The organism is Cohnella panacarvi Gsoil 349, assembly GCF_000515335.1.
GTDB lineage: Bacteria > Bacillota > Bacilli > Paenibacillales > Paenibacillaceae > Cohnella > Cohnella panacarvi.
The window spans coordinates 991,171-1,007,863 of the sequence record NZ_KI911563.1; the positions used below are offsets into that span (position 1 = coordinate 991,171).

Consider the following 16,693-nt stretch of genomic DNA (forward strand, 5'->3'; position numbering starts at 1 on the left):
CCGTATACTCCGGCCGTTCTTCGGCAGCTCCGGGTGAACCGGACGAAACGTTCAAGTTCAGGCTTCCCCGCGACGAAAATTCGTTGCGGCTTCCTCTACGGTCTTCTGAATGAGAGAGGGCATCTCGACCTCGAGGAATCGGCTCCTGTCCTCATTCATGGTTGCTTGGCCCGCGCTGCGCCACAGCGCCAGAAATTCGATATTGCCTTCTCCGCCGGTAATCGGAGAGAAGGTGAGTCCCTCCAACCGGAAACCAAGCTCGTACGCGAACGAGAGCACCTCGCGCAGCACGTTCGCATGAACGGACGAATCGCGGATGACGCCCGACTTGCCGACATGTTCCCTGCCGGCCTCGAACTGCGGCTTGATCAGGGCTACCGTCGTTCCGCCCGTCTCGAGCATTTGCGCAAGCACCGGCAGAATCAGCTTCAGGGAAATGAAGCTGACGTCGATCGACGCGAAGCCGGGCCGATCCGCGTCCAGCTGATCCAACGTCATGTGCCGGAAATTCACCCGCTCCATGACGCGCACTCGTTCGTCTTGCCTCAGCGACCAATCGAGTTGGTTGTACCCGACGTCGATGGCGTACACGAGCTTCGCTCCGTGCTGGAGCGCGCAATCCGTAAAGCCGCCCGTCGAAGAGCCGATATCCAGCATCACGGCGTCCTTCAAATCCAACCCGAAGGTACGAATCGCCTTCTCGAGCTTTAACCCGCCGCGGCTCACGTACGGATGAGGCGCACCTTTCACCGTTAGCGCGGAATCGCGAGGTACCTTGGTGCCCGCTTTATCGACGCGTTCGGTACCGATGTAGACGAGGCCTGCCATGATGGCCGCCTTCGCTTTCTCCCTGCTGTCGAAGTATCCGAGCTCGAGCAGCAGCACGTCCAGCCGCTCTTTGGTCGCGGTCGTCTTCTCCATCAGGTCGCACGCTGCCTTTGGCGCACGGCGAGCGTGCTTAGTTGTCTTGCGACGGCTTCAGCGGTTAAGCCGCATTGCGCGCGCTGTTCTTTAATCGATGCATGCTCGATGAACAGGTCAGGAACGCCGGCAAGATGGACCTGCACGGAATGCACGTTGTTCTGCGCGTAAAATTCCATAACGGCGCTGCCTAATCCGCCTTGCATCGAGCCTTCTTCAAGCACGAGCAGCGGCATATGCTCCTTCGCTAACGCTAGCAGCATCGTCTCGTCGAGCGGTTTAATGAATCTGGCATTAATGACGCGGATGTTCAATCCTTCGCGGCGCAACAGCTCAGCCGCTTCTTCGGCCGCCTGCACCATCGGTCCGATGGCGATGATCGCCGCATAGTCGCCTTCGCGCACCGTCTCCCAAGTTCCGATCTCGATCGGAACAAGCGGCGCGTCGACGGGAGCTCCCGTGCCTTGAATGCGGGGATAACGAACGGCTATCGGCCCCCGTTCGTAATCGACGGCCGTCTTCATCATATTGCGAAGCTCCTGCTCGTCTTTCGGCATCATGATAACCATGTTCGGAATATGTCTTAGGAACGCGATATCGTATACGCCTTGATGCGTTTCGCCATCCGCCCCGACCAATCCCGCCCGGTCGATCGCGAAGATCACGTTCAAATTCTGCCGGCAAATATCGTGCACGACTTGATCGTACGCGCGTTGCAGGAAAGTCGAGTATACCGCGAATACCGGCTTTACCCCTTCCATCGCAAGCGCAGCCGACATCGTTGCCGCATGCTGCTCGGCGATGCCGACGTCGAACATGCGATCCGGAAACTTCTTGGCGAACTTCAACAGTCCGGAACCTCCCGGCATAGCCGGGGTAACCGCCACGATCCGTTCGTCCTGCTCCGCAAGCTCGATCAGCGTATTGCCGAACACCTCGGTATACATCGGCGGTCCGACAGGCTTCACGACTTGACCGGATTCGATCTTGTATGCGCCGGATACGCCGTGCCACGCATGCGAGTCTGCTTCCGCGGGCGAATAGCCTTTGCCCTTCGTCGTCAGCACGTGGACGAGCACGGGGCCGTTCACGCTATCCGCCTGTTTGAACGTCTCGAGCAGCTTCGGAATGTCGTGGCCGTCGACCGGCCCGAAATATTTGAGACCGAATTCCTCGAACAGCATGCCGTCGGGCGTAATCAAGTATTTAAGGCTGTCCTTGACGCGCTCGGCCGTTCTCGCGAGCTTCCCGCCGATCGCCGGAATTTTGCGAAGCAGCCAATCGAGCTCGTCTTTCGCTTTGCGATATATTTTCTCCGAACGAACTTTGCCCAAATAATTATGAATGGCGCCGACGTTCGGAGCGATCGACATTTCGTTGTCGTTCAAGACGACCATCAGTTGGCGTTTCTCGTCGCCGATATGGTTAAGAGCTTCGAGCGCCATGCCGCCGGTGAGAGCGCCGTCTCCGATAATCGCGATGACTTTGTTCGACTCGCCCTTCAGATCGCGCGCCAAAGCCATCCCCATGGCTGCGGACAACGAGGTGCTGCTATGGCCCGCTTCCCAGACGTCGTGTTCGCTTTCGTTGCGTTTCACGAACCCGCACAAGCCGTCTTTCTGACGGAGCGTATCGAACCGGTGCTTGCGACCGGTCAACATCTTATGCACGTAGGCTTGGTGCCCCACGTCGAAAATCAATTTGTCTACCGGGCTATTATATCGATAATGCAGGGCGAGCGTAAGCTCAACGACCCCTAGATTCGGAGCGAGATGTCCGCCGGTCGCGGACAATTTTTGAATGAGAAAATGCCGAATCTCTTCCGCCAGTTGAGGAAGTTCGGGCAACGCCAAATTCTTAAGATGTGACGGACTGTCGATTGTGTCGAGCAGCAAATCTGTTCCCCGCTTTCCTCGGATGGGTAATACGACTATTATACCATAACGCCAAACAATGCCCAAACCCGTTCTGACAATCGTCGAGCGCGAAGCGCGAACGTCATGACGAAGGAGCTGTGCCGAAAGCGATTAAATTCCCATACCTTAGAAGAACGCCTACACCCGATTTCCGCCTCAACCTCAACTGCATGGAGTACGGCTAGCTATCGCAATATCGTCATTTATCTACTGAATACCTGCATTGAATGCATCTCATAATTGTCGAAACCGTCAGTACTCTCGTTTTCCACCCAAATACCTGCGCTTCGTACCGTTTACAGGTCAAGGAGTATCCCTTCCACTGGATATCTGCCATTCATGCAGTTAGTGCCGAGTAATGACGCCGCATTGGCCTGGTGGATTTCGATGATCAAAAAAAAAGAGGCGTCCCTCGGGTCGATTCGACTCAGGGATACCTCTTAACGGCTAGTGATCGCGCGACAATAAATAATCCGCGATCTGACGCAGCCTGTCCGGCATCGCCAGTCCGGCGCCGCCAAGCGCATCGTTCGCTTCTCTCGTCAGCATTGCCACGCGTTCGCGGCTCGCATCCAGGCCGATCAAATACGGATACGTCACTTTCTGTTGGCGCTCGTCGCTTTTGACCGGTTTACCCAGCTTGGCCTCATCCCCGGTCAAATCCAATATATCGTCTTGGATTTGGAACGCCAGCCCGACGTTACGCCCGAACAGCTCGAGCGCGTCGAGCTGACTGTCGCTGGCTTCGGCGGCATGGCCGCCGGCTCTTAAGCTGAACGCGATCAGATCGCTTGTCTTATGGAGATGAATGAACTCCAGCTGGTCCAGCGTCGTTACGCCTTGCTCGCCGAGCATGTCCGCGACTTGGCCGCCTACCATCCCCGCCAGTCCCGCGAATCGGGACAGTTCCGCGACGACGGAGAGCGCGCGGTCGGCGGGAACGCCGTGCCTGACGGCTCCCGAAGCGACATGAAACGCATGCGTCAGCAAACCGTCACCGGCTAATATCGCCATCGCCTCGCCGTGCGCTTTATGGTTCGTAAGCCGCCCGCGGCGATAATCGTCGTCGTCCATCGCGGGCAGATCGTCATGAATAAGCGAATACGTATGGATCATCTCGATCGCCGCCGCGAACGGCATCGCTCTTGCCGAAGCCGCTTCGTCCCCCGCAACCGCTTCGGCGGACGCAAGCACGAATATCGGGCGCAGCCGTTTGCCGCCCGCGAGCAGCGAATAGTCCATCGCTTCTTTCAGCTTCGAGGGAATTTCCCATTGCTGCGGATATACGGACAATAATGCCTGTTCCACTTTATCTCGTTGCGATTGTAAATAGGTATGCAAGCTTTCTGACATCGTCACGCGATTTCCCCTATTCCTAACTGTCGCTTTGCGCCGGCACGAACGGCTTGCGCCCGAGGCCGCTTTCGCCTTCGACTAGAATCTCGATCCGCCGTTCGACCTGCTCTAACTTCTGTCCGCACAGGCTCGATAACCGCATGCCTTCCTGGAACAGCTCGATCGCCGTTTCGAGAGGCACGTCTCCGCTTTCCAGCTTCGACACGATCGACTCCAATGATTCCATCGCCTGCTCGAAAGTGATGCTCGCTTGTTCCTCCGTTGCGGCAACGTTCAGCTCGTCTTTACTAGCCATCCTGAACATCCTCCCCTTCGATTCCCCATACTTGACAGCTTAGCTTCCCGTCCGTCAGCTTCACGCGAACCAAATCTCCCGGCTGAACGCTTTCGATCGATCTGACGAGCGACCGTTCCCGTTCGTCGTAGACGAGACTGTATCCGCGAGCCATGACCTTAAGCGGACTTAGCGCATCCAGATGACGTACCAGGGAGCTCCAGCGATTCGCGTTCGTTCGCGCGAGACCGTTCATCGCGAGCGTCAAGCTTCGCCGGTTCGTATCCAATCTCTGTCTGGCAAGCAAAGCTTGCTGTTCGGGACTCTTCGCTTTTAGATTTGCCGTGAGCCTCGCCAGTTTGTCCGATTGGCGCGCAAGCTGCGCGTTCATTCTGTAGTCGAGCCTCTCCCTTATCCGATCGAGGCGCTCGGCCTGAACGAGCAAGCTTCGCTTCGGCTGCATGAAGATCGGCGATTGTCTCGCCCGGCTTAACCGCTCCCGCGAGCGTTCCAACGCATTCCGCAACGAGCGCACGAGCTGCCCGCGCATATAAGCGATCCGCTGTCTCAGCTCCGCCGCATGCGGGACCGCCAGCTCAGCGGCGGCCGTAGGCGTCGGCGCGCGCAGGTCGGCGGCGAAATCCGCGATCGTGAAATCCGTCTCGTGGCCGACGGCCGAGATGACCGGAATGCGAGATCCTCGCACGGCTCTCGCGACCGCTTCCTCGTTGAACGCCCACAGTTCCTCCAGCGAGCCGCCGCCGCGTCCTACGATAAGCACGTCCGCTTCGCCGAGCGCGTTCATCGCCGCGATCGCCTTCACGATCGAAGGCGCCGCCTGCGTTCCTTGAACGGATACGGGATATAACAGCACGTTCACCGCAGGGTTCCGGCGTTGTATCGTGATGATAATATCCCGAACGGCGGCTCCGGTCGGAGACGTAATGACGCCTACGGTTCGAGGATAGCTTGGGATCGGCCGTTTGAGCCTCTCGGAGAACAGCCCCTCGGCTTCGAGCTTCCGCTTGAGCTGCTCGAACGCCAAATACAAGCTGCCGATTCCGTCCGGCTGCATCGCCGTCGCGTAAAATTGATACTGTCCATCGCGCTCATAAACGGAGATGCCTCCGCGAGCCAACACCTTCATTCCGTCCTTCGGAGCGAACGGAAGACGTTGGTTGTAGGAGGCAAACATAATGCATTTCAAGCGACCGCCTTCGTCCTTAAGCGTAAAGTACATATGTCCGCTGGAATGCCGCGTGAAGTTGGATATTTCGCCTTTCAGCCATATATCCTGAAGACTCGCGTCGCCCTCCAGCTTCATCTTGATCAGACGGTTAATATCGCGAATGGTGATGACCTTTGTCGGTTCCATCGGTACCGGCTCCTTCCATGCGCGGCGCTCTATGTCCAGACTACGCTAAACCGTTCGCCCGCTTGGCGGATTTGAGCGTGTTCGCCATAAGCATCGTAATCGTCATCGGACCGACCCCGCGCGGCACCGGCGTAACCCAACCGGCCGTATCCAGCACGTCGTCGAAGTCTACGTCGCCGCACAGCTTGCCGTCGGGAAGACGGTTCATCCCGACGTCGATCACGACGGCGCCCGGTTTCACCCATTCTTTCTTGACCAGCTTGGCTACGCCGACGGCAACGACGAGAATATCGGCTTGTCTAGCCATTTCCGGCAAATTCGGCGTGCGAGAATGGCACATCGTAACCGTCGCGTTCTCGCGAAGAAGCAGCATCGATACCGGTTTGCCTACGATATTGCTGCGGCCGATCACGACGGCATGCTTGCCTGCCGGCGAATTGCCCGTGCGTTTCAGCAGCTCGATGACCCCCGACGGCGTGCAAGGAAGCAGCGCATCGTCGCCGATCATTAGGTTTCCGACGCTAACCGGATGGAAGCCGTCGACGTCTTTCTCGACCGCGATCGCGTCGATGACCGCTTTCTCTTCGATATGCTTCGGAAGCGGCAACTGCACGAGAATACCGTGTATATTGGCGTTGCGATTGTATTGGTCGATCAAATCCAGAAGCGCTTGCTGCGAAGTTTCCGCCGGCAGGCGCACGACCTCGGAATAGTAACCGAGCTGTTCGCAGGCTTTCGCTTTGTTGTTCACGTACACTTGCGAGGCCGGATCTTCGCCGACGAGTATGACGACCAAGCCCGGCGTTACTCCTTGCTTTTTCAATTGCTCGACTTCTTGTCGGAGTTCCACGCGAATGTCGTCGGAAATATTTTTGCCATCGATGATTCGAGCGCTCATTATCGTTCTTCCCCCTGCTTGTTCTCTTCCTTCTCTCTCAACATGCGGCCGAGAACGCCGTTGACGAACTTGCCGTTCTCCGCCAAGCCGAAATGCTTGGCCAGTTCGATCGCTTCGTTGATCGCGACTTTGGCCGGAACGTCGTCGCGATAATCCATCTCGTACGCCGCTAGGCGCAACACCTGACGGTCTACGCGGGACAAGCGATCGACTTGCCAGCCGGTAAGATAGACGGCAAGCTGACGATCGATGCTGTCGCGGTTGCCCGTTACCCCTTCCACAAGCTCGCGCGTAAAGGCGTCGATCTTGGCTAATTCGCCGACTTCCGCCCCGATTTCGTTCTCTTGGCGAGCCTCGTCCATAATGACGTTCACGGCCTCGTCGCTTGATACTCCGTTCATTTCCATCAGGTACAAGCTTTGTACCGCGATTTCCCTTGCCAGTCTGCGTTTCATGAGTTCTACCGAATCCCCCGCTCTTAACTGTAACTGATACCCGTAAAAGTAGTATGATGCCCTCGCGAGCAGAAAAAACCTAAGGCGACGCAAAGCCGAAGCTTACCGTCGCCGTTCAAGCCAATAATCGCAGCTTTTATCTCGAGCGCGGCCAACGATCCGTCAACCACTCCGTCAGTCGTTCCCACGGAAGGATCGGCCCTTTGCCCTCGTCTTTCTGCTTGCCTGCCCAAAAGCCGATTCCGACGATCAGCGCGCAGAAGAGCATGTCCCAAAAACCGGCGAATAAATAGATGATTCCGAATAATAACCCCGCTGCGACTCCGGAGATTCGCCCGCCGTAATTTTCCCACGCGTATTTCCACATGGCGGCGCCTCCTATTCCACGCGGCTTTTGAAGGTCGTTGGTGCTTGCGTCAAGTTCGCGATGAATACGGACACCTCGGAGACGGGAATTCCCGTCGTCTCTTCAACTTGCTGCGCTACGGTTCGTTGCATGTCTTCCGATAAAGAAGGGATGGAGCTGTCGCCGTCCACGAAAGCGCGGATTTGAATTTCCAATCCGGACTCGGAAACGCGAACGCGGGCTCTCAGATCCTTGACGCCGCGCGAGCGCGAAGCCGCTTTAAGCGCAAGGTTCTCCACCGTCTCGACGGAAATCTTAATGTCACCGTGCTCCGTGCGTTGGTTAATGGAAGGCGCCGCGCTTCCGCCGCGGCTAAAGGATACGATGAAGAAACGTATGCTGACGAGCAGCAAAGCGATCGCAACGCAGATAACGGTGACTTGAACGGCTTGCGATTCGCCGGTCATATTATCGAGCCAATCGTGAAGGCCCTTCTCGTTCAATCCGCCGCTGGCAGCGATGATCGCAAAGACCGAGACGATTCCGATCGCGATGCTATACAAGAAAAGCAGCAGCCTGTCCAACAATTTAATCAACGGTAGCGTCCTCCCTATTCTCCATAGGCTGTTGGTATCGGAAAAAGCTGAATGATAGCGAAAAGGCCTCTAGCGAGAATCCCTGCAGGATCTACTCGTCAGAGGGCCGTCATCCGCATACCGGAAAGGCTCCGTCACGGCGCTTCATGCAGCGCCGTGACGGGTTTATCTGACACGAGCGTGCAAATCTTCTTCGCCGGGCTTATCGCCCTGTTTGAAATGCACGTCGTGTACGTGTACGTTGACTTCTACGACATTCAATCCGGTCATCGTCTCGATCGAGTGCTTCACGTTGCGTTGAATTTCCGTCGAGATATCCGGGATCCGCTTGCCGAATTGTACGATGATCGACACGTCGATCGCCGCTTCGCGCTGACCGACTTCCACCTTCACGCCTTTGGACAAGTTCTTGCGTCCGAGCAGTTCGGCGATTCCCGAGGAAAGACCGCCGCTCATGCCCGCCACGCCGTCGACTTCAACCGTCGCAAGGCCGGCAATGACTTCGATGACCTCGGGAGCGATCTCGATCGTTCCAAGATCCGTGCGTTCATATTCCGGTGCTATCGTCTCCATGCTTGGTTCCACCTCCATGTGCCCGGCCAATGCCAAGCTTTCAGCATTTCAGAAGTCCGAGCATTCGCCTTCACTACTAATAAATATAGCATCCGCGGATAATTATGACAAACGCTTGGCTCGTCGCCTAAATTTGAACCTGCTCGCGGGAAGGCTCCGGATCGCCGTTCACGTCATGCTCCTCGAGGAATTTGATATCGAACGTTCCCCGGTTGAAAATCGGATGGTTGAGCAACTTCAAATGGAACGGAATCGTTGTCTTTACGCCCTCGATCATGAACTCGCTAAGCGCTCTGCGCATTCTCGCGATCGCTTCGTCGCGGGTCGGCGCCCATACGATCAGCTTGGCAATCATCGAGTCGTAATGAGGCGAAATCATATATTGCGAATACGCGCCGCTGTCAACCCGCACGCCCGGTCCGCCCGGCGGCAAGTAGAAACCGATTCGGCCCGGCGACGGGAGAAACCCGCGTTCGGAATCTTCCGCGTTAATGCGGCATTCGATGGACCATCCGTCGAATTTCACTTGTTCCTGCGTGAAGGACAGCGGAGCGCCTTCGGCGACCGAGATCATCTCTTTGATCAGATCGATACCCGTGATCATCTCCGTGACGGGATGTTCGACTTGAATGCGGGTATTCATTTCCATGAAATAAAATTGACCGTCCGGACCGAGCAGATACTCGATCGTCCCCGCGCCGGAATAGTTGACGGCTTTCGCCGCGCGAACGGACGCTTGCCCCATGCGCTCGCGAAGAGCCGGCGTCATGACAGGGCACGGCGCTTCCTCTACGAGCTTCTGGCGGCGGCGCTGCACGGAGCAGTCCCGTTCTCCGAGGTACACGACGTTGCCGTGTTTGTCGGCGATAATTTGAATTTCGACGTGCTTCATGCCCGTCAAGTACTTCTCCAAGTAAACGCCCGCGTTGCCGAATGCTTTCTGGGCTTCCTGCTGGGCGGTCGTGATCTCGCGGACGAGCATTTCCTCGTTCTCCGCGAGCCGAATGCCTCTGCCCCCGCCGCCGGCGGTCGCCTTGATGATGACCGGATATCCGATCCCGCGAGCGACGCGAATCGCGTCGTCCAAATCTTCGATCAAACCGTCGGAGCCGGGAATGACGGGCACGTCGGCTTCCTTCATCGTCTGCTTGGCGACGGATTTGTCGCCCATGCGGCTGATCGCTTCGGAGGAAGGACCGATGAAGGTGATGTTGCATGTCTCGCAGATGTCCGCGAAGTCCGCGTTCTCGGACAAAAACCCGTAGCCGGGATGAATGGCGTCGCAATCCGTTAACGTCGCGACGCTCATAATGTTCGTAAGGTTGAGATAGCTGTCTTTGGACGCCGTGGGCCCGATGCAATACGCTTCGTCGGCCAGACGCACGTGCAAAGATTCGCGGTCGGCTTCGGAATAGACGGCAACGGCCGTAATACCGAGCTCCCGGCAGGCGCGGATGATGCGAACCGCGATTTCACCGCGATTGGCGACCAGTATCTTCTGAAATTTCAAGTTGAAATCCTCCTTCGGATTATTCCGGCTTCACGAGGAACAGCGGTTGGCCGAATTCGACGAGTTGACCGTTCTCAACGAGAATTTCCACGATCTCGCCTTTGACTTCTGCTTCCAAAGGATTCATAAGTTTCATCGCTTCCAGGATGCAAACGACGGTCTTGTCGTTCACTCTGTCGCCTATGTTGACGAACACCGCCGCATCCGGCGACGGCGCGCGATAGAACGTGCCGACCATCGGGGATACGATTTTGTGCAGATGGGATTGATCCGCTGCAGGCTTGGTTTCCGCGGCGGCAGGCGCAGGCGCGGCAGGTGCTGCGGCAGGCGCATGAACGGGTGCGGGCACGTATGTATGGGAAAGAGGTGCGGTTTGCACGTTGACGACTTCCGTGCGGCCGGGCTTGCGGATCGCGATGCGCGCTCCTTCGTTCTCGATTTCCAGCTCTTGAACAGAGGTTTGATCTACTAGTTTAATTAATTCTTTGATCTCGCTAAGCTTAAACATGTCGGTCACTCCTTGAAATCGGGATATCCCGTATAAAGAAAGCTCGTACGTTGCCATAACGGACTTATTATATCATAAACGAATAAAATGGAAAGGGCCATCCGCCTAGCGCGCGGAGCGCGAAAGCGCGAAGGGATGCCCCGCCGCGTATCGGAGGAGCATCCCTTTATTCGTTACTGCCATGCGCCGGAGCATGATTATTGCTGAACCACCTGCACGCTGACGTGGTCCGGAGATACGTTCAGCTCTTTGGTCGCGAGGTCCACGATGTTGACCGCCTGCTTCCTCTCCAGCTTATCGCTGAGCACGATGACCTTGTAGTTGTTCAGATCGACTTCCTCGACGACCGCGTTCTCGAACTCGAGAAGCAGTTTTTCCTCGAGACCCGTAATGCGGTAGTCCGTATCTTCGATTCGTCTAAGCTGTTCGGACGCTTGCTGGGCTTCCTCCGGCGAACGGTTCTTCGTATCGGCCATGATCGCGGACAGATCGTCCGCTTCCCTATCGACTTTCTCGCGTCTTTGCAGTTGGATTTGATCCAGCAGCTCGGCGCCTGTCAGATTGTTGTACTCCTTAAGCACGGCTTGGTCTTCTTCCGGCAGACCGGACGAAGCATCGTCCGACGGAGCAGCGCCGGCGTCTTTGCCCGTGATGCTAACCTCGCCCGTGAGCGTATCCACTTCGGTGATCTCGAACCCGTCCCCCGACGCCTTGGTCGCGTCGGTCAAATTCGTCTGTTCGGTAATGCCGCTGGCGTTGTCGGTCGGGGTAACGTCCTCCGTGAATAAGTAGTACGCGGACAGGATCACCATCAGGCTCAGCATCGAGACCAGCCAAATCGTTTGACGTTTGTTGTTCATTGCTCCATTCCTCCCAATAATTAGGTTCATCTTGCGTGAATAACGTTCGTCTTGCGGACTCAAGCGACTGCTCCTGTTCACGTCTTGCGCGGGACTACGGAAATTTTATGCAAAGGGACGTCCAGGCCGCGTGATACCGCTTCGGCGATCAGTTTATGGACCGTCGCGTTCTCCGCGCCTTTGGCCACGATGATAACGCCTCTGACTTTGGGTTTCAGCTTCTTCACGACGATCGGCGATTGTCCTTCGTTCACTTCGTACAGCACGACTTGGCCGTCGTTCGTGACTTCCGTAATGTGCCGGTTCGCGCCGTTGCGGTCGGACTCCTCGGTAATTTGCTGCGTCCTTTTCTCGTTCAGACCCAGCACCGTCTCTTCCGTCGATTCGACGGTCACGAGCACTTGGGCCGTGCCGACGCCGACGATCGATTCCAGCAATTCCTTCAGCCTGCTCTCGAGCTGGCTCTCGATGTCGGTGAACGGATCTTCGGACTTGCTGTCGCCTCCGCCGATGAACGCTTCCTGCTGGGGAACGTCCTCGTCCCTAGGCGGCGACAAATCCGTTCCGCCGCCGGGATCGACCGGCTTAATATTCAACAAGGAGGCGGCGAGCAGCAGCGCCGCGCCGATCAGACCCACGAGCACCAGCCAGCGAAAAGCTTTGATTCTGCGCGGGCCTCCCGGACCGCCGGCATCGCCTTTGCCTCCCCCGATGAACGCTTCCACCCGCTGCAGCCAATTGGCCATCCTCTCACCTCCTTGCCTTGCCGGTCGACGCCGCAGGCCGCGAATCCGATATTTGCGATACTTCTATTAACCCGGAGGCGATGCCGAATTTATTCGACACGAGCGATACGACCCTGTTCTCCGTCTCGCGGTCGAGCCGGTTCTCCTCAACCGTCGCTTGAAGCGCCTCGTCCTCGCCGCCCGATTCGCGGCCAAGCCCCCGCTCGCCGCCAATCTCGACGCGGATATCGACGTCGGCAATCGGATCGATGTCGCTCATCGCCGCGATAGAACCACGCGGCGCACCCGCTTCGCCGCCGTCTTCGCCTTCGAGCACGACTTTAACGCCCGTAATCGCCCAATTCCCGTCTTTGCCCTGCGCGGTTCGCACGTCCACGCTTCTTACCGCGCGCTCCTCGCCGAGCTCGATGTCGGACCGTATCGCCGCGGCCAGCCGCACGGAGACGAGATTCGCCGCTTGCTGCGACTGCTTGCCGCGAAGCCTCTCGCCCTCCGCTTCGATCGTCGCCAGCTGGTCCGGCGCTCCTTGCGGCGATTTCACGACGGCGTCCATCCCTTCCGCAAGCTTGCCGGCGAAATCGCCTTTCATCCAGTTCAGCACCGGCGTCGCGACCGTCAGCAGGACGAACAGTCCCGCGACAAGCCTGACGTAGCGCTGCATCGTGCGGTTGGGAAGCAGCAGGTCGATGATCGAAGCCAGCAGGAGCACCGCGATGATCTGACGCAGCCAGCCCGACAGCCCATCCATCAGCCCCATCCGCCTTAGCCCCCTCGCGTTATCGAATCATGAGCGCCGCGTTGCCAGCCGTCAGGATGATCGTCACGGCCAGGAAGAACATCAGCCCTACCGACGCCAGCGCCGCGAACACGTAGATGAGCGTCTTGCCGATCGTCTGCAGGCAGTGCACGATCGGCGTGTCCCCGAGCGGCTGCATGATCGCGCCCGCCAAGCGGTAGATCAGGGCGAGCGTCAGCACCTTCAGCGCGGGGAAAGCGCAGAGGAACAGCAAGATGATGACGCCTGCGATGCCGACCGCGTTCTTGACGAGCAGGCTTGCCGACATGACCGTGTCCGCGGCGTCCGAGAACATGCGGCCGACGACCGGCACGAAGTTGCCGGTGACGAACTTCGCCGTGCGAAGCGCGACGCCGTCCGTTACCGCGCCCGTTGCTCCTTGCACCGACAACACGCCGAGGAAAATCGTCAGCATCACGCCGAGCAGTCCGACCGCGACGTTCCGCAGCAAGTTCGCCAGATGCGTCACCTTGTACCGCTCGGTGATCGAACTGACCAGGTGCAGGACGGCGGAGAAGAACAAAAGCGGGAACACGACGAGATGGATGAACGTCCCGATCGTATGGATCATGAATACGATCAGCGGATGCAGCACGGCTGCGGAAGCGATGCCGCCCGTACCGGCGAGCAGCGTCAGCAGCAGCGGGACCATGGCGAGCATGAATTCCACCATGCCGCTTATCGCGTCTCCCGCGAAGGAAGTCGCCGTTCGGAAGCTGTTGACCGCCAGAATGATCAGCACCATGTAGGCGATCGCGTAGGCGACTTTGCTGACGGCGTTGCGTTCGAAAGCGTTCTGCATCGTTTCGAGCAGCATCGTGAACACGGTCAGCAGCACGATCGTGACGAGCAGCTTGCCGCTGTAGAGCACCTCGTGAAGGAAGAAGCGGGCGAGTCCGGCAATCGCTTGCCCCGCGCTCCATCCTTCACCGCTCGGAAACATCAGCTCGCGCAGCTCCGGCAGTTTCCCATCCGGAAAATATCCGCCGTAATCGCGCTTTAGGTTGTTCCAATATTGCTCGATTTGTTGCGTGTTTACGTCTTCGCTCTGATCCTTGGCAAGCTCGCCCGATATGTCAACGCCGGAGGCTGCCGGATCGGCTTGCCCGATCTCGGCGGGCGCGGCGGCCAGAACGGTACTGCAGTTGCCCAAGAGCAAGCCGATGACGATGACGATGACGAACATCGCGAACCCGAGCTTCATGCCTCTTTCCCTATGGCGGCGCATCCGTTACCTCCGATCCTTCGCGAAGCGCTTCAGGCCGGCAGCAAGTTCAACACCGTCTCCACGATGACGCTGATGATGGGCACCGCCATGACCAGAATGAGCATTTTGCCGGCGAATTCGATTTTCGAGGCGATGCTTTCAAGTCCCGCATCTCTGACGATTTGCGCTCCGAACTCCGCGATGTAGGCGATTCCGATTATTTTCAACATCGTCTTTAAGTAGACCGAAGGAATGCCTGAGCGATCCGCCAAGTCCTCCAATACCGAGATGACGCTATCGATCTGGCCGATCAGCATCAGGAAGATCGCGACGCCGACGAACGCCGCCAACAAATAGGCGAACATCGGCTTCTGCTCCCGGATGACGAGGATGAGCACCGTGGCCAGAAATCCGATTCCGACGATCTGAAGAATGTCCACCCGCCTCACCTACTGGAACAGAAATATCGTCTTGATCTCTTGAAACAAATCGTTGAGCAATCGAACGACCATGAACAAAACGACGACAAAACCGATGACGGTTACCCAGTGCGCCATGTCTTCTTTGCCCATCTGCTTCAGTACCGTATGAATCATCGCCACGATGATGCCGATACCGGCGATTTGGAAGATGGTGCTGATGTCGATGTTCATCGATACGTCCCCCTACTACACGATCAGAATAACGATCAACGCGGCGCCAAGAGCGCCCAGACTGCGGCTTAGCTTCTCGTAACGCTGCTGTTCGTCGCGCGCGGTCGCTTCCTCAGCTTGAAGCTGCAACATGGCGAGCCGGATATGCTTCAACTGATCTTCGCGTCCGCTCGCACCTAGCGTCGAGCCAAGCCGGAGCAAAGCTTCTTGTTCGGGAGCGCGCATCGCGGTATCCGCCCACCTGCCCGCGATTTCGCGTTCCCAAATTTCCCTCACCGTCTCGCCCGTCCGGGCGGTCTCGTTCGATAGCGCCCGGGCTATCGCTTTGAACAAAGGCGAGATCGGCGGGGGCACCGCGCCAGCGATTCGATCTAGCGCTTGCGCGAGCGGCGTCTGTCCGTAGCTGATTTCCGTTTCCAACCGCTGCAGCGCATGGAGCACATGACGGATTTGCTTAGGGCGAGCCGCGTATCTTGCCGCCTGAACGAAGCCGATCATCGTGCCCGCGAACAGGACGAGCGCGATTCCGATGAACTTAAGCACGCTCCTCGTCTCCTCGCGCACGGACATCCGGCGAACGGATCGCCGGCATCGGCCTCGTCTTCACCGTCACGGGAGCCGCTTGAGGAGCATCCTGCGGAGCGTCTCTCGGCACGGCTCCCGCGCGCATGCGGCCGCGCCCCGAAGCTTCGAGCGCCGCTTCCTCCGCCGAGACGATTCGATGCCCGACTAGCCCCGCGTTTCTCGAGAGCAGCACGTACGCGCCGAATACGCCATCCGCGGCGAGCTGCGAGAGCACGGGACGCGCGAATATATCCGCGATATTGGAAGCGTGGGCCGTCGCCAGCACCCTGACGCCGGCGTGAATCGCTTCGTTCAGCGCCGCGGCGTCTTCGGGGCGGCCGATTTCGTCGACGACGATCACTTCGGGCGACAACGAGCGGACCATCATCATGATGCCTTCCGCTTTCGGGCACGCATCGAGCACGTCGCTGCGCGGACCGAGGTCGAACGTCGGTACGCCTCGTTCGCAAGCGGCGATTTCCGAGCGCTCGTCCACGATGCCGACTTTGCGCCCCCGCCAGCCGATCGCCCGGGGGTGATGCCACTCTCCCGCGCTTATACAGCGAGCAAGATCCCTGATCAGCGTCGTCTTTCCTTGCTGCGGCGGAGACACGATCAGCGTATGGCGTATCGTTCTCGCCCCGTGATCGAGCAGCCCCGGAAGCACCTGAGCCCCGAATCCGACGCGCGCTCTTGCGATTCGCACGTTGAATCCGGCGATGTCCCGAAGATGCGCCACGGCGCCTTTGTCTAGCACCGCTCTCCCGGCGAGGCCGATGCGATGACCGCCTGGGACGGTCACGTATCCTCTGCGCAGCTCTTCTTCTACCGCATATAGAGAATGATTCGTAACTCTCTCCAGAAGCGCCCGGACTTCCTCTTTGCCGGGAGCATAGGCCGATCGGTAATCGTCGGTAAGCGATCCGTCCGGCCGAACGAAAGCGCTTCGGCTCCCGTACCCGATCTCGAGAGGGCGGTTTTCGCGGACGCGGATTTCTTCCAACGTCTGGACCGCATCGCCGGGCAACCGATCCAACACTCCTCTCAAAGCTGCCGGGAATAACGTCAATAGAGATGGATTCACGCGAGCCCCCCTTTCGGTACAAGTTGTGATTTGCTGTTTCATATGTATGCTTGTA

General features: G+C 58.0%; 20 protein-coding genes. All 20 read right to left on the bottom strand.

Annotation, left to right across the window (positions count from 1 at the left end):
• Window positions 1-57 precede the first annotated feature (57 nt).
• Entirely contained in the window at window positions 58-921 is an 864-nt protein-coding gene (locus COHPA_RS0104720) for a TlyA family RNA methyltransferase (RefSeq protein WP_027085049.1), read from the bottom strand.
• Window positions 921-2,816, bottom strand: a complete 1,896-nt coding sequence (gene dxs, locus COHPA_RS0104725) for a 1-deoxy-D-xylulose-5-phosphate synthase (protein ID WP_027085050.1) — start codon at window positions 2,814-2,816, stop codon at window positions 921-923. The genes COHPA_RS0104720 and dxs overlap by 1 nt, the downstream gene beginning before the upstream one ends.
• 468 nt (window positions 2,817-3,284) lie before the next feature.
• Window positions 3,285-4,196, bottom strand: coding sequence for a polyprenyl synthetase family protein (locus COHPA_RS0104730; protein ID WP_425393677.1), 912 nt, complete (start codon window positions 4,194-4,196; stop codon window positions 3,285-3,287).
• A gap of 16 nt (window positions 4,197-4,212) precedes the next feature.
• The gene (xseB, locus tag COHPA_RS0104735; protein WP_027085052.1) at window positions 4,213-4,488 is read right to left on the bottom strand and encodes an exodeoxyribonuclease VII small subunit; all 276 of its coding nucleotides are present in this window, start codon (window positions 4,486-4,488) and stop codon (window positions 4,213-4,215) included.
• Window positions 4,481-5,842, bottom strand: a complete 1,362-nt coding sequence (xseA, locus tag COHPA_RS0104740; RefSeq protein WP_027085053.1) for an exodeoxyribonuclease VII large subunit — start codon at window positions 5,840-5,842, stop codon at window positions 4,481-4,483. Before xseA ends, xseB begins: the two co-directional genes overlap by 8 nt.
• A 40-nt stretch (window positions 5,843-5,882) precedes the next feature.
• Window positions 5,883-6,740 (bottom strand): bifunctional methylenetetrahydrofolate dehydrogenase/methenyltetrahydrofolate cyclohydrolase FolD, encoded by an 858-nt coding sequence (folD, locus tag COHPA_RS0104745; RefSeq protein WP_027085054.1) that lies wholly within the window; start codon window positions 6,738-6,740, stop codon window positions 5,883-5,885.
• Complete coding sequence (gene nusB / locus COHPA_RS0104750) at window positions 6,740-7,195, bottom strand: transcription antitermination factor NusB (RefSeq protein ID WP_027085055.1); 456 nt, start codon at window positions 7,193-7,195, stop codon at window positions 6,740-6,742. The genes folD and nusB overlap by 1 nt, the downstream gene beginning before the upstream one ends.
• A gap of 136 nt (window positions 7,196-7,331) precedes the next feature.
• Complete coding sequence (locus tag COHPA_RS0104755; protein ID WP_027085056.1) at window positions 7,332-7,562, bottom strand: DUF2273 domain-containing protein; 231 nt, start codon at window positions 7,560-7,562, stop codon at window positions 7,332-7,334.
• Between the two features lie 11 nt (window positions 7,563-7,573).
• Window positions 7,574-8,137, bottom strand: coding sequence for an alkaline shock response membrane anchor protein AmaP (gene amaP, locus COHPA_RS0104760; protein WP_027085057.1), 564 nt, complete (start codon window positions 8,135-8,137; stop codon window positions 7,574-7,576).
• Window positions 8,138-8,302: 165 nt separating this feature from the next.
• Entirely contained in the window at window positions 8,303-8,710 is a 408-nt protein-coding gene (locus COHPA_RS0104765; protein WP_027085058.1) for an Asp23/Gls24 family envelope stress response protein, read from the bottom strand.
• A gap of 127 nt (window positions 8,711-8,837) precedes the next feature.
• Window positions 8,838-10,220, bottom strand: coding sequence for an acetyl-CoA carboxylase biotin carboxylase subunit (accC, locus tag COHPA_RS0104770; protein WP_027085059.1), 1,383 nt, complete (start codon window positions 10,218-10,220; stop codon window positions 8,838-8,840).
• Window positions 10,221-10,239: 19 nt separating this feature from the next.
• Window positions 10,240-10,728: an acetyl-CoA carboxylase biotin carboxyl carrier protein gene (gene accB / locus COHPA_RS0104775; RefSeq protein WP_027085060.1), complete on the bottom strand. Its 489-nt coding sequence runs from the start codon at window positions 10,726-10,728 to the stop codon at window positions 10,240-10,242.
• A gap of 197 nt (window positions 10,729-10,925) precedes the next feature.
• Entirely contained in the window at window positions 10,926-11,588 is a 663-nt protein-coding gene (locus COHPA_RS0104780) for a SpoIIIAH-like family protein (protein ID WP_027085061.1), read from the bottom strand.
• Window positions 11,589-11,665: 77 nt separating this feature from the next.
• Entirely contained in the window at window positions 11,666-12,334 is a 669-nt protein-coding gene (gene spoIIIAG, locus COHPA_RS0104785) for a stage III sporulation protein AG (RefSeq protein WP_027085062.1), read from the bottom strand.
• A gap of 4 nt (window positions 12,335-12,338) precedes the next feature.
• On the bottom strand, window positions 12,339-13,091 hold the full coding sequence (locus COHPA_RS24190) for a stage III sporulation protein AF (protein WP_027085063.1): 753 nt from the start codon (window positions 13,089-13,091) through the stop codon (window positions 12,339-12,341).
• Between the two features lie 19 nt (window positions 13,092-13,110).
• Window positions 13,111-14,358 (bottom strand): stage III sporulation protein AE, encoded by a 1,248-nt coding sequence (gene spoIIIAE / locus COHPA_RS0104795; RefSeq protein ID WP_027085064.1) that lies wholly within the window; start codon window positions 14,356-14,358, stop codon window positions 13,111-13,113.
• 29 nt (window positions 14,359-14,387) lie between these two features.
• The gene (gene spoIIIAD / locus COHPA_RS0104800; RefSeq protein ID WP_027085065.1) at window positions 14,388-14,777 is read right to left on the bottom strand and encodes a stage III sporulation protein AD; all 390 of its coding nucleotides are present in this window, start codon (window positions 14,775-14,777) and stop codon (window positions 14,388-14,390) included.
• A 9-nt stretch (window positions 14,778-14,786) separates the two neighbouring features.
• The gene (spoIIIAC, locus tag COHPA_RS0104805; protein WP_027085066.1) at window positions 14,787-14,990 is read right to left on the bottom strand and encodes a stage III sporulation protein AC; all 204 of its coding nucleotides are present in this window, start codon (window positions 14,988-14,990) and stop codon (window positions 14,787-14,789) included.
• 15 nt (window positions 14,991-15,005) lie between these two features.
• Complete coding sequence (gene spoIIIAB / locus COHPA_RS0104810; protein ID WP_027085067.1) at window positions 15,006-15,533, bottom strand: stage III sporulation protein SpoIIIAB; 528 nt, start codon at window positions 15,531-15,533, stop codon at window positions 15,006-15,008.
• The gene (gene spoIIIAA / locus COHPA_RS22965) at window positions 15,526-16,638 is read right to left on the bottom strand and encodes a stage III sporulation protein AA (protein WP_084760353.1); all 1,113 of its coding nucleotides are present in this window, start codon (window positions 16,636-16,638) and stop codon (window positions 15,526-15,528) included. The genes spoIIIAB and spoIIIAA overlap by 8 nt, the downstream gene beginning before the upstream one ends.
• Window positions 16,639-16,693 lie beyond the last annotated feature (55 nt).